Source organism: Comamonas sediminis (genome assembly GCF_041107495.1).
Lineage (GTDB): Bacteria > Pseudomonadota > Gammaproteobacteria > Burkholderiales > Burkholderiaceae_C > Comamonas > Comamonas sediminis.
In genome coordinates this window covers 97,686-121,243 of sequence record NZ_JBGBDC010000003.1, presented here as the reverse complement: position 1 = coordinate 121,243, position 23,558 = coordinate 97,686, and the positions used below count along the sequence as shown (strand labels likewise).

19 protein-coding genes are annotated in these 23,558 nt (G+C 64.2%); 9 read left to right on the top strand and 10 right to left on the bottom strand.

Annotated elements, in window-relative coordinates:
* Positions 1-20 precede the first annotated feature (20 nt).
* From AB7A72_RS08190 to dbpA, 5 genes are all read right to left on the bottom strand, one after another.
* Positions 21-1,388: a DUF7933 domain-containing protein gene (locus tag AB7A72_RS08190; protein WP_369459591.1), complete on the bottom strand. Its 1,368-nt coding sequence runs from the start codon at positions 1,386-1,388 to the stop codon at positions 21-23.
* A gap of 640 nt (positions 1,389-2,028) precedes the next feature.
* Positions 2,029-2,610: a sugar O-acetyltransferase gene (locus tag AB7A72_RS08185; RefSeq protein ID WP_369459590.1), complete on the bottom strand. Its 582-nt coding sequence runs from the start codon at positions 2,608-2,610 to the stop codon at positions 2,029-2,031.
* Positions 2,611-2,695: 85 nt separating this feature from the next.
* A complete protein-coding gene (gene dtd, locus AB7A72_RS08180) occupies positions 2,696-3,160 on the bottom strand; it encodes a D-aminoacyl-tRNA deacylase (RefSeq protein WP_312411459.1) in 465 nt (154 codons plus the stop codon).
* 59 nt (positions 3,161-3,219) lie between these two features.
* A complete protein-coding gene (locus AB7A72_RS08175; protein WP_369459589.1) occupies positions 3,220-4,173 on the bottom strand; it encodes a cation diffusion facilitator family transporter in 954 nt (317 codons plus the stop codon).
* 18 nt (positions 4,174-4,191) lie between these two features.
* Entirely contained in the window at positions 4,192-5,601 is a 1,410-nt protein-coding gene (gene dbpA / locus AB7A72_RS08170) for an ATP-dependent RNA helicase DbpA (RefSeq protein ID WP_239809669.1), read from the bottom strand.
* A gap of 133 nt (positions 5,602-5,734) precedes the next feature.
* Here dbpA and AB7A72_RS08165 point away from each other — a divergent pair, with 133 nt between their 5' ends.
* Both AB7A72_RS08165 and AB7A72_RS08160 read left to right on the top strand, forming a co-directional pair.
* Positions 5,735-7,219 (top strand): AMP nucleosidase, encoded by a 1,485-nt coding sequence (locus tag AB7A72_RS08165; protein ID WP_239809670.1) that lies wholly within the window; start codon positions 5,735-5,737, stop codon positions 7,217-7,219.
* 187 nt (positions 7,220-7,406) lie between these two features.
* Positions 7,407-9,113 carry a tannase/feruloyl esterase family alpha/beta hydrolase gene (locus AB7A72_RS08160; protein ID WP_369459588.1) on the top strand — a complete coding sequence of 569 codons (1,707 nt, stop codon included), beginning with the start codon at positions 7,407-7,409 and terminating at the stop codon, positions 9,111-9,113.
* A 107-nt stretch (positions 9,114-9,220) separates the two neighbouring features.
* Here AB7A72_RS08160 and purT read toward each other — a convergent pair whose 3' ends face one another.
* Positions 9,221-10,450 (bottom strand): formate-dependent phosphoribosylglycinamide formyltransferase, encoded by a 1,230-nt coding sequence (gene purT, locus AB7A72_RS08155; protein ID WP_239809672.1) that lies wholly within the window; start codon positions 10,448-10,450, stop codon positions 9,221-9,223.
* A 267-nt stretch (positions 10,451-10,717) separates the two neighbouring features.
* Here purT and AB7A72_RS08150 point away from each other — a divergent pair, with 267 nt between their 5' ends.
* The 6 genes from AB7A72_RS08150 (at position 10,718) to AB7A72_RS08125 (ending at position 15,174) form a co-directional block, all read left to right on the top strand.
* On the top strand, positions 10,718-11,614 hold the full coding sequence (locus AB7A72_RS08150) for a 3-hydroxybutyryl-CoA dehydrogenase (protein ID WP_342395185.1): 897 nt from the start codon (positions 10,718-10,720) through the stop codon (positions 11,612-11,614).
* Positions 11,615-11,650: 36 nt separating this feature from the next.
* The gene (locus tag AB7A72_RS08145) at positions 11,651-12,025 is read left to right on the top strand and encodes a hypothetical protein (protein ID WP_312450621.1); all 375 of its coding nucleotides are present in this window, start codon (positions 11,651-11,653) and stop codon (positions 12,023-12,025) included.
* A gap of 37 nt (positions 12,026-12,062) precedes the next feature.
* Positions 12,063-12,866: an HpcH/HpaI aldolase family protein gene (locus AB7A72_RS08140; protein WP_369459587.1), complete on the top strand. Its 804-nt coding sequence runs from the start codon at positions 12,063-12,065 to the stop codon at positions 12,864-12,866.
* 158 nt (positions 12,867-13,024) lie between these two features.
* Positions 13,025-13,495 (top strand): MarR family winged helix-turn-helix transcriptional regulator, encoded by a 471-nt coding sequence (locus AB7A72_RS08135; RefSeq protein WP_312450627.1) that lies wholly within the window; start codon positions 13,025-13,027, stop codon positions 13,493-13,495.
* Positions 13,496-13,536: 41 nt separating this feature from the next.
* Positions 13,537-13,956, top strand: coding sequence for an organic hydroperoxide resistance protein (locus AB7A72_RS08130; RefSeq protein WP_239809676.1), 420 nt, complete (start codon positions 13,537-13,539; stop codon positions 13,954-13,956).
* A gap of 165 nt (positions 13,957-14,121) precedes the next feature.
* Positions 14,122-15,174 (top strand): serine/threonine protein kinase, encoded by a 1,053-nt coding sequence (locus AB7A72_RS08125; protein ID WP_230770934.1) that lies wholly within the window; start codon positions 14,122-14,124, stop codon positions 15,172-15,174.
* A gap of 6 nt (positions 15,175-15,180) precedes the next feature.
* On the opposite strand, the gene AB7A72_RS08120 is transcribed toward AB7A72_RS08125, so the two are convergent.
* Positions 15,181-15,687 carry a hypothetical protein gene (locus AB7A72_RS08120; RefSeq protein WP_312411483.1) on the bottom strand — a complete coding sequence of 169 codons (507 nt, stop codon included), beginning with the start codon at positions 15,685-15,687 and terminating at the stop codon, positions 15,181-15,183.
* A 224-nt stretch (positions 15,688-15,911) separates the two neighbouring features.
* Here AB7A72_RS08120 and AB7A72_RS08115 point away from each other — a divergent pair, with 224 nt between their 5' ends.
* On the top strand, positions 15,912-17,117 hold the full coding sequence (locus AB7A72_RS08115) for an MFS transporter (RefSeq protein ID WP_446715035.1): 1,206 nt from the start codon (positions 15,912-15,914) through the stop codon (positions 17,115-17,117).
* An 8-nt stretch (positions 17,118-17,125) separates the two neighbouring features.
* Here AB7A72_RS08115 and AB7A72_RS08110 read toward each other — a convergent pair whose 3' ends face one another.
* The 3 genes from AB7A72_RS08110 to AB7A72_RS08100 all read right to left on the bottom strand — a co-directional run bounded on the left by AB7A72_RS08110 (position 17,126) and on the right by AB7A72_RS08100 (position 22,899).
* On the bottom strand, positions 17,126-17,854 hold the full coding sequence (locus AB7A72_RS08110) for an exosortase H-associated membrane protein (protein ID WP_239809678.1): 729 nt from the start codon (positions 17,852-17,854) through the stop codon (positions 17,126-17,128).
* 93 nt (positions 17,855-17,947) lie between these two features.
* Positions 17,948-18,499 carry an exosortase H gene (xrtH, locus tag AB7A72_RS08105; RefSeq protein WP_239809679.1) on the bottom strand — a complete coding sequence of 184 codons (552 nt, stop codon included), beginning with the start codon at positions 18,497-18,499 and terminating at the stop codon, positions 17,948-17,950.
* A gap of 173 nt (positions 18,500-18,672) precedes the next feature.
* Positions 18,673-22,899, bottom strand: coding sequence for a DUF7927 domain-containing protein (locus tag AB7A72_RS08100; protein ID WP_369459822.1), 4,227 nt, complete (start codon positions 22,897-22,899; stop codon positions 18,673-18,675).
* Positions 22,900-23,558 lie beyond the last annotated feature (659 nt).

Genomic DNA, 23,558 nt, shown 5'->3' with positions numbered 1-23,558 from the left:
GAAGACCAACCCCAGCCCGATCAACTGCGCTGCCTGCGGCGCAGTGCCCACATCCCCAGCAGCGTCAATGCCGCCCCCATCAACGCCAGCTTGCTGCTGTCCAGCGCAGGTACTCGCTCTGGCTGCTTGACGATGAGCTCATCCGGAGCGTGGCAGACCAGCGATGCGGTAGCGGGCGTATTGATCTGTCCGGTCTGCGAGAGAAAATCGCTGCCTGGTGTGATGGTGTTGGTGACCGAAGGGCTGCTGCGGCATGCCTGAACACCCGCATCAGTATTGGGCCAGGTTACTGGTACGGTGATAGCGCAGCCACCGGGAGGCACGGTAAAGCCGGTGTAATCGATGACGTTGCCACCCTCGCCAGCGCCAAGGCTGCCTTTTATACAGGTGTTGCTGATGGCGCCCCCTGCGACAACCAATGGTGCAGGCAGATTGTTGGCCAGGGTCAGGTTGTTGAAGTCATGGGGTGTGACGTTGAGCAAGCTGATGGTCAAGGTCACGCCGTTGTCGCCCGTCCCCAAGTGGAGGTCAGACTTGTCAAAACTGGCCCTGACTTCGGGCACACCGCAAGCACCGGTTGCCGAAGTGGCTGCGTCGAGGAATGCGGGGGCGATCTTGCCTTGGTATTGAGCCCAAACATTCTCGAAAAAGAAGAAGGTATCCATCATCACAAACACACAGGCACCTAGGCCACCATTGGACTGCGCTTTAGGAATCGTGAGGCCATAGACCATGTTGCTCGACCCTAATTGAGCGACTTGAGGGATACTCATTGTGCCGCTGTACAGTACATTTAGCTGAGGAACCGAGTCGATTAAGGTAAAGCGGCCACCTTGCTGAATCCCTACGCTCTCAAACGCAAGGGCATAGGGCGAGTCAGCATTTAAGGAAACCTCACTTTCAACTTCGGAGATTCCTCTCGAAAATTCTGACATTGTTCCGGTATTCAAGGCGCCTATCATTACATCTATATTGCCTTCGAGGCTGGCTTCATCACAACATCCATCGACAAAGAAAACCATGGCTTCCGCCCAACGATTGGCCAAGGCTTGCTCCAGCACCTGCCAGTTGGATGGATCGATGATTCTATTGGCGTTTGCAACAATCACCATATCGTAGGGGCCCGTTGGCGTGTTGAAGGTCTCTGCTGAAATAGCGTCGGGATGGCCTAGCACTGACAGCCTCGTGATTTCTTCGGGATTCGCCAGTACCGATGCAAACTCGTTTTGCAGGTTGTCATAAGCAGCGTCCACCTCTGCTAACTCGTCGGATGTACTGGCCGCATTGGTGGTAAGCAACAGAATCTTTTGCGCCACCGCCTGTGATACAGAACCACCGAGCAAGAAGGCAGACAACAGCAGCCTGCTTAGAAATATGCCACTTTTCATCGATAACTCCTTTGAAAATGAATTTGCTACCTTGCACGGTAGCCCGCATGCAGACCTGGCAAATACCTGGGGCCGAAGTCAAAAGACCGGATTGCCGATATTCGATTACCCTTTCCACTTCCATCACCAGCATTTCCCAAGGCTGCCAACTACTATGCAGACATTCATTTCAAATGAAAAATACTCCAAACAGCTTAGATCATTAAACGATTGAATAAATAAAAGCCAGCTGCGTCATTACCCACTTCAAAAACACAGCACCCCGTGTTTTACAAAGCTCGCTTTAGTCATCACCTTACAAAATGACAGCAACCATGCCGCAACTACCGCCTTTTAAAAATCACGAAAAATGTAAAAGCCAACAACCGCCCTCAAACGCTGACGTGACCGAAGAACCTCTTATAGACGGCGTTGGTGACTGACAAGGTCTGCGGCATATTTGGCAGCCTGCATCGGGACCAAGCCGCCGTGTAACCACCACAGATAATCGTGAAGCCGCTGTGGCTGACAGCATTGGCGCCCACTGCAGCGCCCAGGCTGCCGGCCATTCAGGTATTGCTGACACAGCCAGCGCCCAACAAAAAGGCTGCTTCCCTTTCAGAAAAGCAGCCTGCAGCAGGCATCAAGCCACGGCAAAACCTCAGCTGTAAGCTTGGCTGTCCTTGTCCGTAATAGCACGCAGCACCCGCGCCGGATTGCCCGCGCTGACCACCCCTTCGGGCACATCCTTGGTGACAATGGCGCCGGCCGCAATCACGCTGCCCGCGCCGATGCTGACGCCGGGCAGCACCTGCACGCCGGCACCAATCCAGACGTTGTCGCCAATGGTGATGGGCAGGGCAAACTCCAGGCCCTGGTTGCGCCGTCCGGCATCGAGCGGGTGGCCGGAGGTGTAGAGCCCGACATTGGGCGCGATGAAGACGTTGTTGCCGATGCGGACCTTGGCGGCATCGAGGATGACCAGGTTCACATTGGTGTAGAAGTGGTCGCCGATCTCGATGTTGAAGCCGTAGTCGCAGAGAAACGGGCCATCGAACACGGGGTTGCGGCCCAGCTTGCCCAGCAGGCCGCGCAAGACCGCTTCGCGCTCGGCACGCCGGTGCGCGCCAATCTGCTGGAAGGCAAACAGCTTTTCCTTGGCGGCATCGCGCAGCTGCAGCACGCTGGGGTCGTAGTTGGCGTCGTACAGCAGGCCGGCAGCGGCTTTTTCCATCTCGGTCATCGGTGTCTTTCGTCCTCTTGGTGGCAAAGGGACTGAGTCTAGCTGCCTCTTGGCTGGCGCCAGATGACCTCGCTGAGGATGGGCTTCAGGCGCCCGCCGCCACAGCGGCCGGCGTGATGCGCAACGGGATCGTCACCGGGCCGTCGTTCATCAGGTAGACCTTCATGTCCGCGCCAAAACGGCCGGTCGCCACCTCGGGGTGCAGCGCACGGGCCTGTGCCACCACGTAGTCGTACAGGCGCTCGCCATCGGCCGGGGGCGCGGCCTGGGTAAAGCTGGGGCGGTTGCCGCCGCTGGTATCTGCCGCCAACGTGAACTGGCTCACGATCAGCAGGCCACCGGCCACATCGACGACGCTCTTGTTCATCTTGCCAGCCTCGTCCTGGAAGATGCGCAGCTTGAGCATCTTGGCCAGCCACTTGTCGGCGTCTGCCTGGCTGTCGCCGCGCTCGGCACAGACCAGGGCCAGCAGGCCATGGCCGATCTGGCCGATCACCTGGCCATCCACTTCGACACGCGCTTCGCGCACCCGTTGCAATACGCTGATCATGGGAGATTCTTGTTTCCGGAAAGGCGGCAGGCGCAAACGCTGCAGCCGGGGTTCAGGGTTCAGGGACTGGGTGCATCGCCATAGCGCTGCACAGCCTCGGTCTGGGTTTGCACGCCCAGCGGCAGCACTTCCATGCTGATGCGTGCCTGCGGCAGCTCCTGCAGCAGCGCGGCTTCAAGCTGCATGCGCAGCTGGGTGGCGTGGGCCAGGCTCCAGCCGCCGGGCATGTGCAGGTGCATGTCGATAAAGTGCAGCGCGCCAGCGCGCCGGGTGCTGAGCTTGTCGCAGTGCACGGCGCCGCCGGTTTGCGCCTCGAAGGCGCGCACGCAGCGCTCGATCTTGGCAAGGGTCTCCGCGTCGATGGATTCGTCCATCAAGCCCTGCGACGAGCGCCAGACCAGCCGGCCGCCCTCTTTGAAGATATGCAAGGCCACCGCAATGCCCAGCACCGCATCCAGCCAATGCCAGCCGGTCAGCATCGCCAGCAGCAAGCCGCCGACCACACCGGCCGAGGTCCAGACATCGGTCATCAGGTGGCGGCCATCGCCTTCCAGCGCCATGGACTGGTGCTCGCGCGCTGCGCGCAGCATGACCCAGGCCAGCCCACCATTGAGCGCCGTGCTGAGCATCGACAGCGCAATGCCCCAGCCCAGCTGCTCCAGCGGCTGGGGGTGGAGCAGGCGGTCCACCGAGGCCCAGACGATGGCCATCGCCGCGCCAAAGATCAGCAGGCCCTCAAAGCCGGCCGAGAAGTACTCCGCCTTGGTGTGGCCATAGGGGTGGCCCTCGTCAGCCGGGCGCTTGGCGATGGTCACCATGCCCAGCGCAAACAGGGCGCCCACCAGGTTGACCAGCGATTCCAGCGCATCGGACAACAAGCCCACCGAGCCGCTGACGGCCCAGGCACTGGTCTTGAGGGCAATCGTGGCAATGGCCACCACCACCGAGATGCGCAGCAGGTTCTCGGGCGTGGTCCAGCGGCTATGGGCTGCGACGGATAAAGCGGGCTTCATGGCGGGGTGTGGCCTGGTTTACAGCAGGCGGGCCTTGACGGTCTTGCCCTTGACCCGGCCGCTGTTGAGGCGGTCCACCGCCTTGTGGGCGATGTCGCGGCTGACGGCCACATAGGTCGAGAAGTCGTTCACATTGATCTTGCCAATCTGCTCCTTGGCATAGCCAAAGTCGCGCGTCATGGCGCCCAGCACGTCACCGGCACGGATCTTTTCCTTGCGCCCGCCAATGATCTGGATCGTGCGCATCGCCGGCACCATGGGCTGGCTGGAGGCGGGGGTCAGCTCGCTCAGCGGATGCCATTGCGACTCGCGCCCCTGCAGCACTTCGATCTTGCCGACCGAGCCCATCTCGTCCATGCTGGCCAGGCTCAGCGCCAGACCTTCGGCATCGCCCCGGCCGGTGCGGCCAATGCGGTGGATATGGACTTCCGGATCGGGCGTGGTGTCCACATTGATGACGGCAGCCAGGTTGGCAATGTCCAGCCCGCGCGCGGCCACATCGGTGGCCACCAGCACGCTGCAGCTGCGGTTGGCAAACTGCACCAGCACTTCGTCACGCTCGCGCTGCTCCAGCTCGCCAAACAACGCCAATGCGCTGACGCCCTGGGCCTGCAGCACCTCGACCAGGTCACGGCACTGCTGCTTGGTGTTGCAAAAGGCGATGGACGACTCGGGCCGGAAATGCGCCAGCAGCTGAGATACGGCATGCAGGCGCTCGGATTCCTTGACCTCGTACCAGCGCTGCTCGATCTTGTGTGCGCTGTGCTGCGAGGCGACCTTGACGGTCTGCGGATCGCGCATGAAACGCTCGGCCAGTTGGGCAATGCCCTCGGGGTAGGTGGCCGAGAACAGCAGGGTCTGGCGCTCGGCCGGGCACTGGCTGGCAACGGTGACGATATCGCCATAAAAGCCCATGTCGAGCATGCGATCGGCCTCGTCGAGCACCAGCGTGTTGAGGGCGGCCAGGTCGATCACGTTGCGCTCCATCAGATCCATCACCCGGCCCGGGGTGCCGACGATGATGTGGGCGCCGTTCTCCAGGCTGGCAATCTGGTTGCGCGAAGGCACACCGCCGTAGACGGTGACGACCTTGATGTTCTCTTCGGCGCGCGCCAGGCGGCGGATTTCGGTGGCGACCTGGTCGGCCAGCTCACGGGTGGGGCAGAGCACCAGCGATTGCACCGCAAACCAGCGCGGGTTCAGGCGGGCGAGCAGGGCCAGGCCAAAGGCGGCCGTCTTGCCGCTGCCGGTGCTGGCCTGGGCGATGACATCCTTGCCTTGCAGCGCAAAGGGCAGGCTGGCCGCCTGGATTGCCGTCATCTGCGTATAGCCCAGCTGCTGCAGATTGGCCTGCATGGTCTGGCCCAGCGGCAGTTGGCTAAAGGAGGCGGCGTCCGCTGCGTTGGCGGGGGTGTTGGTTGCGTTCATGCCGCGATTATCCCGCGCCCGGGCCAGGGGCCGCCAACCACCCGGCGGGAAGCCCTGAAATCCGCCCTCGTCCACAGCGCTGCAGGCAGGCGATTTGTCATGCCGCCGCCCCAAAGCAGAGGCACAATGGTGCATGACCTATACCAAACCTGCCTTTACCGCACCGACCAGCCACCGCACGGCTCAATCCGCGCTGGCGCAGGTGCAGGCCATCTATGCCGAACAGATCGGATTCCTGCGCCAGGCCATGCAACGCTTTGTGGCGGGCGAGACCCCGGCGGCCCCGTACCGCGCCTGCTACCCCTTTGTGCGCCTGCACACGCGTACCGTGGCGCGGGCCGACAGCAAGCTCGCTTATGGCTTTGTCGAGGGCCCTGGCCACTACGAAACCACGCTGACCCGCCCCGACCTGTTTGCCAACTACTACGCCGAGCAGTTCCGGCTGCTGATCGAGAACCACAATGTGGAGCTGGAAGTGGGCACCAGCAGCCAGCCGATTCCGATCCATTTCTCGTTTGCCGACAACGACCACATCGAAGGCCAGCTGAGTGCCGAGCGCCGCATGCTGATGCGCGACGTCTTCGACCTGCCCGACCTGCATGCGATGGACGACGGCATCGCCAACGGCACCTGGGAGCCCAAGCCGGGCGAGCCGCAGCCGCTGTCGCTGTTCACCGCGCCGCGCATGGATTACTCGCTCCAGCGCCTGCGCCACTACACCGGCACCCTGCCCGAGTGGTTCCAGAACTTTGTGCTGTTCACCAACTACCAGTTCTATATCGACGAGTTCATCCGCCTGGGCCGCGCCGAAATGGCCAACCCCGACAGCGAATACATCGCCTTTATCGAGCCGGGCAATGTCGTCACCCGCCGCCAGGGCCTGGCGCCCGAGGCCGTGGATGCGCTGGGCAGCCCGCCTCCGCGCCTGCCGCAGATGCCCGCCTACCACCTGGTGCGCGCCGACCAGTCGGGCACCACGATGGTCAACATCGGTGTGGGCCCGGCCAATGCCAAGACCATCACCGACCACATCGCCGTGCTGCGCCCCCACGCCTGGATGATGCTGGGCCACTGCGCCGGCCTGCGCAACAGCCAGCAGCTGGGCGACTATGTGCTGGCCCATGCCTATGTGCGCGAGGACCATGTGCTGGACGAAGAACTGCCGCTGTGGGTGCCCATCCCTGCGCTGGCCGAGATCCAGGTCGCGCTGCAGCAGGCGGTGGCCGATGTGACCCAGGTGCCCGAGGACGACCTCAAGCGCTTCATGCGCACAGGCACCGTGGCCAGCACCGACAACCGCAACTGGGAGCTGCTGCCCGACAACACCCCCCAGCGCCGCTTCAGCCAGAGCCGGGCCGTGGCGCTGGACATGGAGAGCGCCACCATTGCCGCCAATGGCTTCCGCTTCCGCGTGCCCTACGGCACCTTGCTGTGCGTCAGCGACAAGCCGCTGCACGGCGAGATCAAGCTGCCCGGCATGGCCAACCACTTCTACCGCGAGCGGGTGGACCAGCATCTGCGCATCGGCATGCGGGCGGTCAACATCCTGCGCGAAGGCGGTGTGGACCGGCTGCACAGCCGCAAGCTGCGCAGCTTTGCCGAGGTGGCCTTCCAGTAAGTTGCGCTCCCCAGCGGCGCTTTGCACCGCCCCCTTACTCCAATGCCAGCACCAGCGTGCTGGCTTTTTTACTTATGGGGAACTACCTAACTGCAAACCCTGTGGATAACTGTGCGCCTCACTTCCACAATGGTCGGCGGGCCGTGAAGAAGCCTTTGCGCCCGCACCATAACAACCAGGAGACACAGTGACCACAACCATCCTCCCACCCCTGCGGCGCCTTATCCCTCTGACGGCGGTCGCCAGCGCGGTCCTTGCGCTGTCCGCCTGCGGCAGCGGCGGTTCGCACAGCTTCAATTTTGACGAGGCCAGCCTGGCCCTGGCCAAGCAGCAGGTGGCAGCCAGCCAGATCGGTCTGCCCACCAGCGGCGCCACGGTGACCTCGACCGAAACGCCCAGCGCCGCCACCGGCGCACAGCCCCCCGCCTCGGTACGGGCCAATATCTCGATCGCCCCGGTCGACCCTGGCGCCCCGGCCATCAAGATGGGCCTGCTGCTGCCCAAGGACTGGAATGGCAAGGTGGTGATGGTGGGCGGCGGCGGCTACAACGGCGTGATGCCCAGCCTCTACACCTACCCGGCCGCCCCCGCCAGCCAGGGTGCCTACCCGCTGCTCAACCAGGGCTATGCGGTGTTTGGCAGCGACTCCGGCCACCAGGCCGGGGCAGCCGGCAGCCGCGATGGCAGCTTTGGCACGAATGACGAAGCGGTCGCCAACTTCTCCGGCGCTGCGCTGAAGAAAGTCAGCGACGTGGCCGAGGTGCTGGTGACGCGCTTTTACGGCAGAAAGCCGGACAAGCGTTACTTCATCGGCGGCTCCACCGGCGGGCGCGAAGCACTGGCCGTGGCCCAGAAATGGCCGTCCGACTGGGATGGCGTCGTCGCCTGGTACCCCGCCTGGAATGCGGCCAGCCTGGATCTGCAGTTTGGCCGCATCAGCCGCGCCTTTGCCCAGCCCGGCGCCTACCCCAGCCTGGGCCAGCGCAAGCTGCTGCGCCAGGCGGCGCTGGAGAAGTGCGATGCGCTCGACGGCGTGCAAGACGGCGTGGTCAGCAATGTGGCCGCCTGCAACAGCCAGTTCGACCCGGCCACCGCCACCGTGGGCGGCCAGCCGCTGCGCTGCTCCGGTGGCGCCAGCCAGGAAGGCTGCCTGTCCGATGCGATGATCAGCGCGCTCAAGACCTATAACAGCGAAATCCGCTTCAGCGCCCCGCTGGGCAGTGGCGAGACGCAGTACCCCGGCTTCAACGTCTGGGGCTCGGAACTGGGAGAGGAAGGCAGCAGCCCGCTGCAACCCACCGTCAACCTGCTGGCGATGAACACCACCGCCCCGGCCAGCCCTGCGCCGCTCACCGCTCCGTACTGGGCAGTGTTCTGGGACCAGTGGGTGCGCTACTTTGTGACCCGCGATGCCAACTTTGATGCGCTGTCGCTCGATCCGCAAAACCCTGGCGCCTGGACCGACCGCATCCACCAGCTCACCAAGCTGCAGGACATCAACAGCACCGACCTGTCGGCCTTCTACAAGCGCGGCGGCAAGCTGCTGATGGCGCATGGCACGGCCGATGTGCTCGTCAGCACCCGCGCCACCGCGCAGTACTGGCAGCGCCTGGAGCAGACCATGGGCGCCAGCGCCGTCAAGAGCTTTGCCCGATACTACGAGGTACCGGGTTACGGCCATGCGGCCAGCACCGCCTTCAATGCCAACTGGGATTCGCTCAAGGCGCTGGACCAATGGGTGACCGCTGGCACCGCGCCTGGTGCCCAGGTGGTCAGCGACACCGCGGGTGTGCCTGGCCGCACCCGGCCGCTGTGCGAGTACCCGACCTGGCCGCGCTACAAGGGCAGTGGGGATGTGAACGTGGCTGACAGCTACAGCTGCCAAGCCAACTAAAAACCACCGCACCAAGCACACCCCAAACAAAAGCTGCTGGACGCCCCGCAAGGGCAGCCAGCAGCTTTTTCCATGGCGCCGTCCAGGGAGCGCTGCGCCCCAGCCGCTTACGCCGCCACGCGGGGCTTGACCAGCGCCGCCGCCTTTTTGGCGTTGTCGCGCGCGGCGTCGGTATCGGCCGCGCGGGCCAGCGCCACGCCCATGCGGCGGCGGCTAAAGCTCTCGGGCTTGCCAAACAGGCGCACCTCGGTGCCGGGGATCTGCAGGGCGGCATCGACACCGTCAAACACAATGCCCTGGGCATCCACACCGCCGTAGATCACGGCGCTGGCGCCAGCGGTTTTGAGGCTGGTGTCCACCGGCAGGCCCAGAATGGCGCGGGCATGCAGCTCGAACTCGTTTTGCCACTGGGTGATCATGGTCACCATGCCGGTGTCATGCGGGCGGGGGCTCACTTCGCTGAACCAGACCTGGTCGCCCTTGACGAACAGCTCCACGCCAAACAGGCCCAGGCCGGCGGGCTCGCCGTTCAGGCCGGTGCCCAGGTCGCTGGTGATGGCGCGGGCAATGTCCTGCGCCAGGGTCAGCGCGCCGGGCGCCATGCGGGCCGGCTGCCAGCTTTCCACATAGTCGCCCTGTACCTGCACATGGCCGATGGGCTCGCAGAAATGGGTTTCGATCTGGCCGGCCGCATTCTTGGCGCGCACGGTCAGCAACGTGATTTCGTAGTCAAAGTCGATAAAGCCTTCGACGATGATGCGGCCGCCCTGCACCCGGCCGCCTTCCATCGCGTAGTTCCAGGCCTTTTCCACATCGGCCGGGCCGTCGATCTTGCTCTGGCCCTTGCCCGAGCTGCTCATCACCGGCTTGACCACGCAGGGGTAGCCAATGCCGCCATCGATGGCCGCCTGCAGCTCGGCCAGGCTGTCGCAGAACTGGTAGGGGCTGGTGGGCAGGCCCAGGGTCTCGGCCGCCAGGCGGCGGATGCCTTCGCGGTCCATCGTCAAACGGGTGGCGCGGGCGGTGGGCACCACGCGCACGGTGCCTGCTGCCTCCAGCGCCTGCAGCGCGGGCGTCGCAATGGCTTCGATCTCGGGCACCACCATGTCGGGCTTTTCTGCCTCGATCAGCGCCGTCAGCTGGGCCGGGTCGCTCATCGTGATGGTGCGGGCATGGTGCGCCACCTGCTGGCCGGGCGCATGGTCATAGCGGTCCACTGCCACCGTCTCCACGCCCAGGCGCTGCAAGGCAATCAGCACTTCCTTGCCCAGCTCGCCGCTGCCCAGCAGCATGACTTTGGTTGCGTTCTTGGTGAGCGGGGTGCCGAAGGTGGTCATATCAGGTCGTGTCTACAAAGGGGCTGCGGCGCAGCGATGGACGGGATTTTAGAGTGTCTTCAGGAACCTTGAGCAGTGGCCTGGCGAGATGGGATGCTAGGGGGGCGCCTAGCTGCGGAGTGCGCAGCCAATAGTTCGCTATTGGCAAGCGCTCCAACAACGCAGACCGCTCGCCAGGCCGCTGCTCTGTCGCCCAGTTTGTGCGGCGGTGCAATACCTGCCGCTATGATCTTGCCACCGGGCTTGCCGATAGGCACTGCAGGGCGGATGCAGGCCAGCCCCTCTCCCAGCAACAGGACCCAAGGAAGACAGATGACGATCCAGACCGTAGGCGTAATTGGTGCAGGCACCATGGGCAACGGCATTGCGCAGACCTGCGCAGTGGCCGGGCTGAATGTGGTGATGGTGGACATTTCGGACGCCGCCGTGCAAAAGGGCTTGGCGACGGTGGGCAGCAGCCTGGACCGTCTGATCAAGAAGGAAAAGATCAGCGAAGCCGACAAGGCCGCCGCACTGGGCCGCATCCAGGGCAGCACCCGCTATGAAGACCTGCAGAAGGCCCAGCTGGTGATCGAGGCGGCCACCGAGAACTACGAGCTCAAGCTCAAGATCCTGCAGCAGGTCGATGCGCTGCTCGACCCGTCCGTGCTGCTGGCATCGAACACCTCGTCGATCTCGATCACCCAGCTGGCTGCTGCCACCAAGCGCGCCGACAAGTTCATCGGCATGCACTTCTTCAACCCGGTGCCGATGATGGCGCTGGTCGAAGTGATCCGTGGCCTGCAGACCAGCGACGCCACGCATGACGCCGTCAAGGCACTGGCCGAGAGCCTGGGCAAGTCACCGATCAGCGTGAAGAACTCGCCCGGCTTTGTCGTCAACCGCATTCTGGTGCCGATGATCAACGAGGCCTTCTATGTGCTGGCCGAAGGCATTGCCTCTGCCCAGGATATCGATGACGGCATGAAGCTGGGCTGCAGCCACCCGATTGGCCCGCTGGCGCTGGCCGACATGATTGGTCTGGATGTCTGCCTGGCCGTGATGGAGGTCTACCTGAAAGACTTTGGCGACAGCAAATACCGCCCCTGCCCGCTGCTCAAGGAAATGGTCGCCGCCGGCCAGTTGGGCCGCAAGACCGGCAAGGGCGTCTACAGCTACGCCTGAGCGCGGGCGCCTGCGCTGCCCAGCGCCCCCTGCCCCATGCCCGCGCCACGCAGCACCCCGATCTGGAAAAAGACCCTGCCTGTGGCCGCGCTGGTGCTGGCCCTGGTGGCCTGCCTGGCCGGCTTTCGCATCTGGAAGCAGCAGCTCGAAGATGCGCCGGTCGATGCGCTCTACCGCGACTACCTGGCCTATGTCGCCGCCCGGGTGCCGGCTGCCGATCTGCACTTGAAACGCTACTACCAGCGCTACGGGCGCGACACGGTGGCCGCCAGGCATTTCAAGCCCATCTGCCGCAGCGTCACGGCCATGGCAGACCAGCAGGCGCTGGACCTGGGCGCCAGCGAATGGCACACCTTGGCAGGCAGCTGCCGCTGGCCGCTGAGCAACGACGAGATCCACCTCCTGCCCTGACCCACCACACAGACAACACCACCCCACCGAGACAAGCATGCCCACTCCGAACCTCTTCAAAAAAGCCATGGCCGCCGGTCAGGCACAGATCGGCCTGTGGTCGGCCTTTCCTTCGCCCTATATCACCGAGTTGCTGACCGGCAGCGGCTATGACTGGATCATGCTCGACACCGAGCATTCGCCCAACGATGTCCCCCAGGTGCTGCAGCAGCTGCAGGCGGTAGAAGCTGCGCTCCAGCCCCGTCCCACCAGCGCCGTCGTGCGCCCGGCCTGGAACGACCCGGTCCTCATCAAGCGCTACCTGGACATTGGCGCCCAAACGCTGCTGATCCCCTTTGTGCAGAACGCCGACGAGGCCCGCGCCGCCGTGCAGGCCATGCGCTATGCGCCCAAGGGCATTCGCGGCATGGGCGGCTCGATGCGCGCCAGCAACTTTGGCCGCGACATGCAGTATGTGGACGATGCCGACAAGGAGCTGTGCCTGCTGGTGCAGGTGGAAACCGCGCAGGCGCTGGACCAGATCGAGGCCATCGCCGCCGTCGATGGGGTGGACGGCATCTTCATCGGTCCTGCCGACCTGTCGGCCAGCATGGGCTACCCCGGCCAGCCGCGCCACCCGGTGGTCAATGCCGCGATCAATGACGCCATCACCCGCATCCGCGCTGCCGGCAAGGCCCCCGGCATCCTGATGGTGGACGAAGCCCGCGCCCGCGAATGCCTGGCACTGGGCGCACAGTTTGTCGCCGTCTCGATGGACCTGATCCTGCTGCGCACCGCTGCCGATGCGGTGGCTGCCAAATTCAAGGACAGCAGCGGCCAGGTGGTGCAGACCGCATATTGAATGGACGGGGCGCAACCCAGCCGCCATCTGCGGCGCGGGTTGCCTGCCTTTCAGACGAAGCCAGGGCCATGCACCGGCCCTGGGCAAACACCCTGTTGGCTGCAGGTGTTTCCCCAATTAAGTTGTGCACAATTTAATTTGGCACTATAATTCAACCCATGCCCAACGCCAACCCTGCCACTGCCCACAACGCGCTGCTGCTCGACCAGCAGCTGTGTTTTGCGCTGTACTCCAGCTCACTGGCTATGACCAAGCTGTACAAGCCCCTGCTCGAACCATTGGGTTTGACCTACCCGCAGTACCTGGTGCTCTTGGTACTGTGGGAAGGCGATGGCTGCATGGTCTCCGAGCTGGGCGAGCGCCTGTACCTGGATTCGGGTACGTTGACGCCGCTGCTCAAGCGCATGCAGATTGCCGGTTGGCTGCAGCGCCAGCGCGACAGCGACGATGAGCGCCGCGTGCGTGTGCACCTGACCGATGCCGGCCGGCAACTGCGCGAGCAAGCAGCCGCCGTTCCCGCCTGTGTGCTGGAGCGCAGCCAATGCAGTTTGCAGGAGTTGCAGGCCTTGACCCAACAGATCCAACAGCTGCGCAGCCGATTGGCCGCGCCGCTGCCCGCCGCTTCTTGAAGAAGCAGTTTTTTTGTCCCACCGTTGACCAGGAGTTCACCATGGCTACTCTCGAAAAAGTTCTGTACACCGCCCACGCACACACCACCGGCGGCCGCGACGGCGCATCGCGCACCAATGATGGCCGCCTGGACGTGCAACTGTCCTCGCCCGGTACCAGCGGCCAGGGCACCAACCCCGAGCAGCTGTTTGCCGCAGGCTACTCTGCCTGCTTCATCGGCGCGATCAAGGCGGTCGCCGGCAAGCAAAAGCTTGCACTGCCCGATGGCCTGTCGATCGACGCCGAAGTGGATCTGGGCCCCATCCCGAACGCCTACGGCATTGCAGCCCGCCTGACGGTCAACCTGCCCGGCATGGACAAGGCCGCCGCTGAAAAGCTGGTGCATGACGCCGACCTGGTCTGCCCTTACTCCAATGCCACCCGCGGCAATATCGACAAGACCCTGACCGTGGTGGTGTAAGAACGTGTTTACGATCTCCTCGTATAGAGATCGTAAAGACGTTCTAAGCTACACAGCGCAACGATTGACCCTCTCCAGTACAGCCGGTGCATGCCTTGCATGCCCGGCTTTTTTTGCGTCCCTGCCCTCTCCATGGCCGTCACAAGATGGGCGCACAATGGCAGGATGCACGACAACGATGACTACCCGCCCAGCAGCCCGCAACAGGAACATGCCTATGCCGCACTGACCCCCGATCTGGTGCTCGATGCGCTGGCATCGGTCGGCCTGTGGGGCGATGGCCGCCTCAATCCGCTGTCCTCGTATGAGAACCGGGTCTACCAGGTCTGGCTGGAAGACGGCAGCAAGGTGGTCTGCAAGTTCTACCGCCCCGGCCGCTGGAGCGATGCGGCCATTGCCGAGGAACACCATTTCTCCCAGCAGCTGGCCGATGCCGAAGTGCCGGTAGTGGCACCGCTGCAACTGGGCGGCCACAGCCTGCTGCAGCATGGCGGTTTTCGTTTCTCGGTCTCGCCGTGGCGGGGCGGGCGCCAGCCCGATCTGGACGATTGGGAAGTGCTCGAATGGGTTGGCCGCTTTCTGGCCCGCATCCACACCGTGGGCGAAGCCCAGCCCTTTGCGCACCGCCCCAGCATCAACGCCCAGGACTTTGCCCGCGAACCCCATGACTGGCTGATGGCGCACGGCGCCATCCCGCCCGGCCAGCGCAGCGCCTGGAGCGATGCCTGCCGCCGCGCCACCGACAAGATCTGCGAGATCATCGACCCGGGCAGCGCGACCGGCCACTTTGCCGCAGGCAGCTTTCGCAGCCTGCGCCTGCATGGCGACTGCCACCCGGGCAATGTGCTGTGGGTGCCGCCGGAGAACCAGGGCGGCGGCCCGCATTTTGTCGATCTGGATGACACGCGCAGCGGCCCCGCTGTGCAGGACCTGTGGATGCTGCTGTCAGGCGACCGCCGTCAGCAAAGCGCGCAGCTGTCGACCCTCGTGGAAGGCTATGAGCAGTTCCGCCCATTTGACCGGCGCGAGCTGGTACTGATCGAGCCGCTGCGCACCCTGCGCCTGATCCACTACAGCGCCTGGCTGGCCCGGCGTTTTGACGACCCGATCTTCCCGATCCATTTCCCCTGGTTTGGCAGCGAGGCCTACTGGCAGGAGCAGACGCAGCTGCTGCAGGCCCAGCGCATCGCGATGGACGAGCCGCCGCTGTATGTGTAGAACCGGTTAACAGCGGTTGTTCAGCCGGCAGTCGGGCAGCAGCTGCCCATCGGCGCCGCGCCACTGCAGGTTGGCATCGTGCTCACCCGCGGGTGGGTTGACCACCCCTGGTACGACCACGCCAGGCTGTGCGGACCGCGCATAGTCCGGTGCCGTTGCGGGGGCCGATGCAGGCGCCACGGGCGCAGCGGGGTCATACAGCACCGTGCCGGTGCCCACCCCCACGCCCACATTCGCACCACCGACGGAGGTGCCCACGCCGACACCCGCATTGCCGGTCACCTGGCCACGCTGGTTGACCCCCACACCCACACCGACGGGGCCCACACCCGTGCCCACCCCGGCGCTGACACCGCCACTGCCCACACCGACGCCGACCGAAAACGGCCCAACCGGCACGCCCACACCCACATACGGCGAGCAGGCGGACAGCGCAGCCACGCAGGCCACCGCAATGGCAGCGGCAGCCGCAGCGCGGCAGTGGCGGGAGGGCGAAAAGGACAGCGTGGACATTCGGATCATGGCTATTTTTACCAGCCTTTGCCCCACGGTTCCGCGCTACAAGGGCATTGCCATGGACTTTGTCTGCCTATGTCCTACGCCAGGCCATGGGCACCGGCGGCGCCCTGCGACATGCGCGGCCCCGCTGCCTACAATCCAGCCCACCGTCCTTGCCGGCCAGCCGCTACCCGCCGCTGGCCTGCTGCAGCCACCGCAGCCCAGATCCAAGTCCTGCAATGAAATACCCCTGGCCGCCCTATTTCTGGGTGTGCTTCTCGATGTGCGTCGGCGTCATGGGCACGGCGCTGGCCAGCCCGCTCTACCCGCTGTACCAGGCGCAGTGGCAGCTGCCGCCCAGCGCCATCACCCAGGTGTTTGTGCTGTACATGGCCGCAGCGCTCACCAGCCTGATGCTGCTGGGCGCGATCACGACGCGCTATGGCTTTTTCAAGGTGCTGCGGGCGGGGGTGATGCTGATGAGCGGCGGCGTGCTGCTGTCGGCACTGGCCTGGAACATGCAGGTGTTTGGCCTGAGCCGCATCATCATCGGCCTGGCCTCGGGCATGATCACGACCTCGGCCTCGCTGGGCCTGACCCAGCTCAATACCAGCGGTGACACGCAGCGCGCCGCTGCCACCACCAGTCTGACGATTGCCTTTGGTTTTGGCTTGGGGCCCATCGTCGGTGGCCTGGTGGCGCAATGGGCGCCCTTTCCGCTGCGCAGCGCCTATCTGCCATCGCTGCTGCTGAGTGCGTTGGCGATTTATTCGCTGTTCCAGGTGCAACTGCCGGCCCACTTGCAGCCCGCGCCTGCCAGCACCCGTTTTGGCCTGCGGCAGCTGATGCCGCGCCTGACCTTCCCGGAGCGCGCTGCGCTGCGCCGCTATGGCCTGGCCTCGATGGGCGCGTTCTGCGCCTTTGGCATGTTCAGCCTGTTCGCATCGCTCGCCCCCAGCTTCATGCAAAGCATGCTGCCCTGGCATGGGCCGGCGATCAGCGGGCCATCGATCGGCCTGATCCTGCTGCTGTCGGCCGCTACGCAGTATGCCGCCAAGGGCTTTGTCACCCGCAAGGTGCTGATCACCGGCTACGCATCGCTGGCGCTGTGCAACCTGCTGCTGATCGTCAACGTGTTTGCCAGCTCGGCCGGCGTGTTTCTGCTCTGCGTGCTGACTGCCGCACTCGGCCATGGCCTGTGCAACCTGGGCGGCATCTCGGTGGTCAACAAGGTGGCACGGGCCGACAACCGGGCCGGCCTGCTGGCCACCTACCTGGTCACCGGCTATGTGGGCACAATCTTGCCCATTCTGGGGATTGGCTGGCTGTCCGACCAGGTGGGCCTGTCACGCGCGCTGCTGGCATTCTGCGCGGTGTTTGCGCTGCTGGCCACGGCGCTGGCGCTGGCCACCTGGCGCACGCAAGTGCCAGCCCCCCGGCAATAGGAGCTCGCTTATTTGCGCGGTGGCAAGGTGATGCTGATCTCGTGCGAGATCTCGGGCCCGCTCTCTGCCGGGCGGATCACCTGCTCTGGCGGCGGTGGTGGCGGTGGGCGCACCACGGTGGGGCGCGGCACCAGCTTGGGCTGGATGTTCTTCTTCCAGGCCTCGACCAGCACTTCGTTGACAAACTGCCGGTCCAGCCACAGCCACAGCAAAAACGGCACCAGGGTCGGCAGCACCAGGCTGCCCAACTGGTAACCATAGGCCAGCAGATCCAGCTGGGTCTGCGAAATCTTCAGCAGCCGCAGGTCCAGGTTGGTGGCCAGCACCACCTGCATCAGCAGGCTGGTGGAGATGCTGAAGGCCTGGAACGGCAGCAAGATCACATAACCGAGAACCGCGCGCCAGACACGCCCCTTGCGCCAGGCGGCCAGCAACAGCGCCAAGAAGATCGGAAATCCGTAGGCATAGCGGCCCGGGTCGCCATCGACCGAGATCTCGGCCCAGCGGCCACCGGTGTTGGCATTGGCGACGCCGACCGAGGTGTCGACCTCGATCTTGCCCGGCGCGATGTGCACCTGCTTGACCCAGCCCGATGCCAGGTCCTGCATGCCTTCCTTGGAGATCACCGCCACCGGGTAGCCCATCCATGGAGACAGTTGCACCCACAACGTGGTCAGCACGATGATGCCGGCGAAGGCCAGCAGTGCAAATCGCTGTATCGGGTTCAAGCGCTTCATCCCTCTTCCTCGGTCTCGGCCCTGGGGGCCATGTATTTCTAGTGCGGTGAATGGAAAAAAGCCAGCAGTGCGCACACTGCTGGCCGGTGCAGGTCAGGCCGCGGCCAGCGCCGGGCCCGCTCCTGAGCCCGAGGGGGGTGGCGCGTCCGAGCCATCCTCGGCCCGCTTGGCGCGCTGGCCTGCACGCACCCAGACCAGCCAGACCACCAGCACGTCCAGCATGATCAGCGCCTGCCACAGGTACTCATGGGCGAAGTTGAAAGCCGACATGTTCCACTGGCCGAGGTAGAACAGGCTGATCACGCGCACGATATTGACGGCCTGGACCGCGATGAAACCCAGCACCAGGCCGATGAGCTTGTGGCGCCAGCTGGATGGAAAGGCCATGATGGCGGCAAACAACACAATGCAGGCCTCGATGCCGTTGCAGCCGGCCTCGATGGACACGCCAAAGTTGGTGGCATGGTTCCACAGCACCTTGCCTTCTGCCACTGCCGATTTGTCAAACCAGGTCACCAAAAAAGCGCAGATCTGCGCCAGCATGGCTGTCCACGGCTCGACCAGGTGCTTTTGCACCCAGCTCAGCATGTTGAGACCGAACAAGGAGAGCTGCAGCCCCAGAAATACAAAAAAGAAGCGAACCATGGTGAGTGCCTGCTGTCGTCGAAGTGGACGTAGGAGCAAATATAGCCGTTAAAGTTCTGAGCGGGGGAAATGCCTCTGTCAACAACTGGTGTTCATGCGGCAAATCCCCCACGTAAAAAAGCCGCGCATGGCGATGCGCGGCTTGGGGGCGAAGGTGCATCCGGGATGCGCGCTTAACGGCTGCGGCGTCCCAGTCGCAGCGCTGCCATCGCAGCCATCGCCAGCGCCATCAGCAGCAGGCCAGCCGGTGCCAGGGTGGGCACGGGCACCGGCACGGCGGGCTTGCCATCGGGCTTGCCTTCGTTGCCCCCGCTGTCCTTGCCAGGGATGGTCGTTGTCGCAGTGCTTTCGTTGTTGCTTGGATCGGAATCACCGGCCAGGTCCACGGCAGCCGTGTTGACCAGGCTGGCCGGGCCTTGCAGCGCTGCATCCACGGTCGTCTCGACCGTCAATGCCACGGACGCACCGGCGGCCAGCGGCTCCAGCGCACAACGGAGCGTGCGGCTATCGGCGTCGAAGCGGCAGGCGGGCGACGCCTGCACAAAGACCAGGCCTTGGGGCAAGACATCGGTCACGCTGGCTTCACGGCTTGCTGCCGGGCCGTTGTTGACAACCGTCAAGGTGTAAGTCAATGCATCGCCTGCAGCCGCCTGGGCCTTGTCGACCGTCTTGCGCAGGGCCAGATCCACCAGCGCCAGTGGCGTCTCGGTGCGGCTTTCGTTGTTGGACTCATCCGTATCACCCGGGCTGGAGAGGCTGGCGCTGTTGACCACGCTGGTCTGCGCTTGCGGGCGCGACAGCAGCTTGGCCGTGAAGCGGAAGTCCCGCGTCTGCCCGGCGTTGAGCGATGTGATCTCGCAGCGCAGGCTGCGCGTAGCCTCGGTATAGCTGCAGCCATCAGGCGCTGCGCCTTCCAGCGCCAGGCCTTCGGGCAGCACATCGCTGACGACGGCATGGCCATCCACCAGGTCATTGCGCGGGTTAGCGGCCGGGTCTTCCTCGTTCTTCACCGTCAAGGTGTAGGCAATCAGATCGCCCACATCCACCGCATCGCCCGCCGACGCGGTCTTGGTCAGCGACAGGTCCACATAGCGCAGCTTGTCCAGGTCCCCGGGCGAAACCTGGGCCGGGTCATAGGTCGACGTGCGGTCCGTGGTCTGGTTGTTCTTGCTGACATCCACGCCCTCCAGCACTTCCACATCGGCCTTCACGCTGGCGCGGTGGTTGATGGTACCGACGGCGCGGCCATCGAGCAGCGAAGCTGGCTCCATCGTGAACTTGATCGCCACGGATTCGCCAGGCGCCAGCCAGGGGAAATCACAGACCAGGCTGCCCGCCAGCGCGCCGGATGCAGGCACGCTACAGCTGTCGGTACCGAAGCGGGCATCGCCATTGGCCAGCTGCACGCTGTCGAGCGAGACAAAGCGGAAGTCCGCCGTCGATCCGGCTGCCGGGAACTGGTCCACCATCTGCACGCCGGTTGCGTACGACTGCGAGGCACCACTGTTGGTGACCGTGATCGTGTACTGGGTCTTGCCGGTGTCCAGCGGAATGCCGTCATTGGTGTGGCGCATGTTCACCAGCACATCGACCTGGGGCGTGTTCAGCGGCACCGTTTCGTGGGCGCTGTTGTTGCTCAGATCCGTCTCCGGCGTGACCGACGCCACCACCACGCGGTTGTCCAGCTGAGCCGGGTAGTCCTTGGCACGCGAGCGCAGCTGGTAGGTCACGGTCTTTTGCGCCTTCTCGGCCACGGCGTCGGTCCAGGTACAGGTCAGCGTGCGGTTGGCTTCGGTGATCTCCAAGCCTGCTGCAAACGTGGCGCCGCCGCTCAAGCTGCAGCTGCCCCCGGCAATACTGGGCGCAGCGCCCACCCAGATCGTGTTCAGCGGCAACTGATCGGTCACGCTGACCTTGCGCGCCTGCGAGGGGCCGCTGTTCTTGGCGGTCAAGGTGTAGGTGATCGCCTGGCCGGCGGCAGCGCTCTCGGGCGCAGCCTGCTTGGTTACGGTCAGATCGGTCAGGGCTTCCAGCTCCACCGAGGCCTGGGAGCGGTTGTTGCCGGTGTTGAACTCCGCCGTATCGGACGAGCTCACATCCGCCACATTGACGATGGTGTTGGTCTGCGTGGCATCGTCCTTGGGGTCTACATACTGGCGCGCCTTGATGACGACCAGGTATTCCGCTGCCGGATCGGCGGGCAGGTTGCGGAAGTTGCAGGTCACGGTGGCGGACTTCTGGTTGTTGTCGCCCGAGATCGAACAGGCATCCGACTCCGCGCCATTGCCGCCGGGCATGGTGACTTCGGCCGTCAGATAGCGTCCGTTGGCATAGGGTTGTACCCCCAGCACGCCTGCGCTGTAGGAGGTCAGCAGGTTGCCCACGGTGTCCGTGACCTTGACGGTCCTGGCCATCTGCAGGTCCACATTGCCGGCGTCAGCGGGCACGTCGTTCTTGACGCGCAAGCGGTAGACGACCTCGGCACCGGACGCCGCCGATGCGCCGGTGACCGCAGCCGACTTGCTGATCGACAGATCGGCCTTGGCCTCCGACAGGTTCACGCTGTTGCTGTCGGCAATATGGCCGATGGCGGCGCTGCCCCGCCCGTCCACGCCGGTCACCTGGGCGCCATTTTTGATGGTGGCAAACTTGCCCTGGCCCGGATCGATGTGCGCGACCACATTGAGCAGCAACTCCGAGGTCTTGCCCGCGGCGATGCCTCCCGTGAAGGTGCAGGTCAGCAGCCGGCCCAGTTCAGTAGCCGTCGTGCTTTCGGGGCTGCACGTCCACGGCGAGCCTGCGGGCACCCCGGCGAACTGCAACTGCCCATCCAATTGGTCCGTCACCGTGATCGTCTGGCCCTCCAGCACATCCAGCGGGCCATTGTTCTTGATCTTGACCGCGTACTGGTACGGCTGGCCGGAGGCAATCACCGACGCCGTGGTGCTTTTGCTCACGGCCAGGTCCACCTGGTTGCTGACCAGCACGCTGGCCTGCGCCTTGTTGTTGTCGCCTACATTGGCAGGCGATTCATTGCTGGCCGAGACCTGGGCGGCGTTGTTGACCACACTTTCGGCTGCCACGGAAGCCGTATCGACGGTGGCATGGACCGTGATCTGGGGCAGGGTCGCTGTAAATGCACCGCTGTAGCGGCAGCGAACGACCTGCGCATTGTTGCTGCAGTCCCATCCGGTACCGCTGGCAGAGACGAAGCTGACACCGGCGGGCAGCGTGTCCGTCACCTCGATGTCCTGCGGCACCAGCTCGCCAGCGACCCGCTTGGCGCTGAGCGTGTAGACCACCGGCACAGGTGCGGCGGCCTTCTTGTCCACCACCTTCGGATTCACGACCTTGGTCAGGGCCATGTCCAGGTTCACATTGGGCTGCACCTGGATCTGCACATCATCGGTGTTGTTGTCAGGGTCGGCATCCAGAAACAGCTGGCCCGTGGCGGTTTCACCCGCCACCGACACCGCACTGGCCACCTGGCCGCCGCTGGCCTTGACCAGCACAGGCACGCTCAGCAGCGGCAAATCCTGGCCACGGCCGACGGACTGGCCGGCGGGCACGGTGTAGCTGCAGCTCCATACCGGCACGGGCTGGTTGGCGCTGGTGTCGTCCACCAGCTGGCAGGCCCAGCCATTGCCGCCAGGGCTGCCCTGGAACTCGGTTCCCTCGGGCTGTGGAAAACGCACGGTCGCCTTTTCGCCCGCCTCGAGTGCAAAGGCATAGGGCGAGTCCGCGTTGCGCACCTGGAGCTGGTAGTCGACCTTGTCGCCCTGCGTATGCGTGGCGCCATTCACAGGCGCCAGGATCTGTACGGCCAGATCAGCACGCTCATAGGTGGTGATCGTGCGTTCGATGCGGCTGTGGTTCGGGGCCAGTTCACCCGCATCCGGATCCACGTTGTTGGGACTGGAGGCAGAGGCCTGCGCCGTCCAGTCGGTGCCAGCGGTGGGCAGCTTGACGCGGAAGTCCACCGCGACGAAATCGGCCGCCGTCACCAGCGGAAGATGGCAGCGCAGTGCAGAGCCGGCCTGGATGGTGTCGCCCGCCTTGGGCAGGGGCTCGTCACACTGCACGCCGGCGGGCGCGGCGATGCCCTGAAAAATGGCGCCCGCTGGCAGTTGCTGCAGCAACAGGACGTTGGATACCTCGCCGGTGCCGCCATTGAGCTTGACCTTGGCGCGGTAGACAAAGTCCGCGCCCACCGGCCCATCGACCGATCCGCTCTCGGCAACGGTGCCGGTCTGCGCAACAAAGGCGTCGTGGTTCACAAAGATGTCGTACTGGGTCGACTGGGCGGCCACCACGGCCGGCATCAGACCCGACAACAAGGCCAGGGCAACGCTGCAACGCACCGTGGTGCGTAGCGGCGGTGATCGATACGGGAGTAACACTTTCAACGTCCTGCTTAAAAAAGGCAAAGCTCCGCCCTCTCCTCAAAAAACAGAGATAACGGCTTGCGTGTTCAGTGAAATAAAAGATTTTTGCTACATACCAAAGATTTTCTCGGCGACCGCCGAGATAACGACCAGTGGTAGTAACGGAACCTTAATAACCTGCTGTACCTGACAACAAGGGCTGCGAATGTAGCACCGGCATCCGGCGTATATACCCAATAAACTTTCAATAAATTTATTAGCCATATAAAAATGATGCAGCAAAACAATGCAGAGCTGCCCATAGCATTTACGAACCGGCCTCGCCACGCGGGAAGCCTGCCGCCCCCAGCCAGCATCGGAATACAACAGCACCGCAGAGGCGTGCAGCGCCCCGCGATGCTCCGCAGCGGCTGCGCGCACCCGCAATGGCATACATCCAATGGACTGATTTATTTGACAAATAACCAATCTGAAGAGTCTGCGCAGCGAAGGAAAGCTACGTAGCGCTGGGCTGTCCCCCTCCTCCCTCTGTCAGCGGGAGGGCTTCTGAGGTCTTCTTGCTGCAGCCGCCTTTTCCGCAGCAAGGGTCGGCTGTATCCGCAAATTGAAACAATTAGACACATCATTGGTACACCCGGGCGCGGCCTCTGCCCACCACCGAAATAATGGTGTTT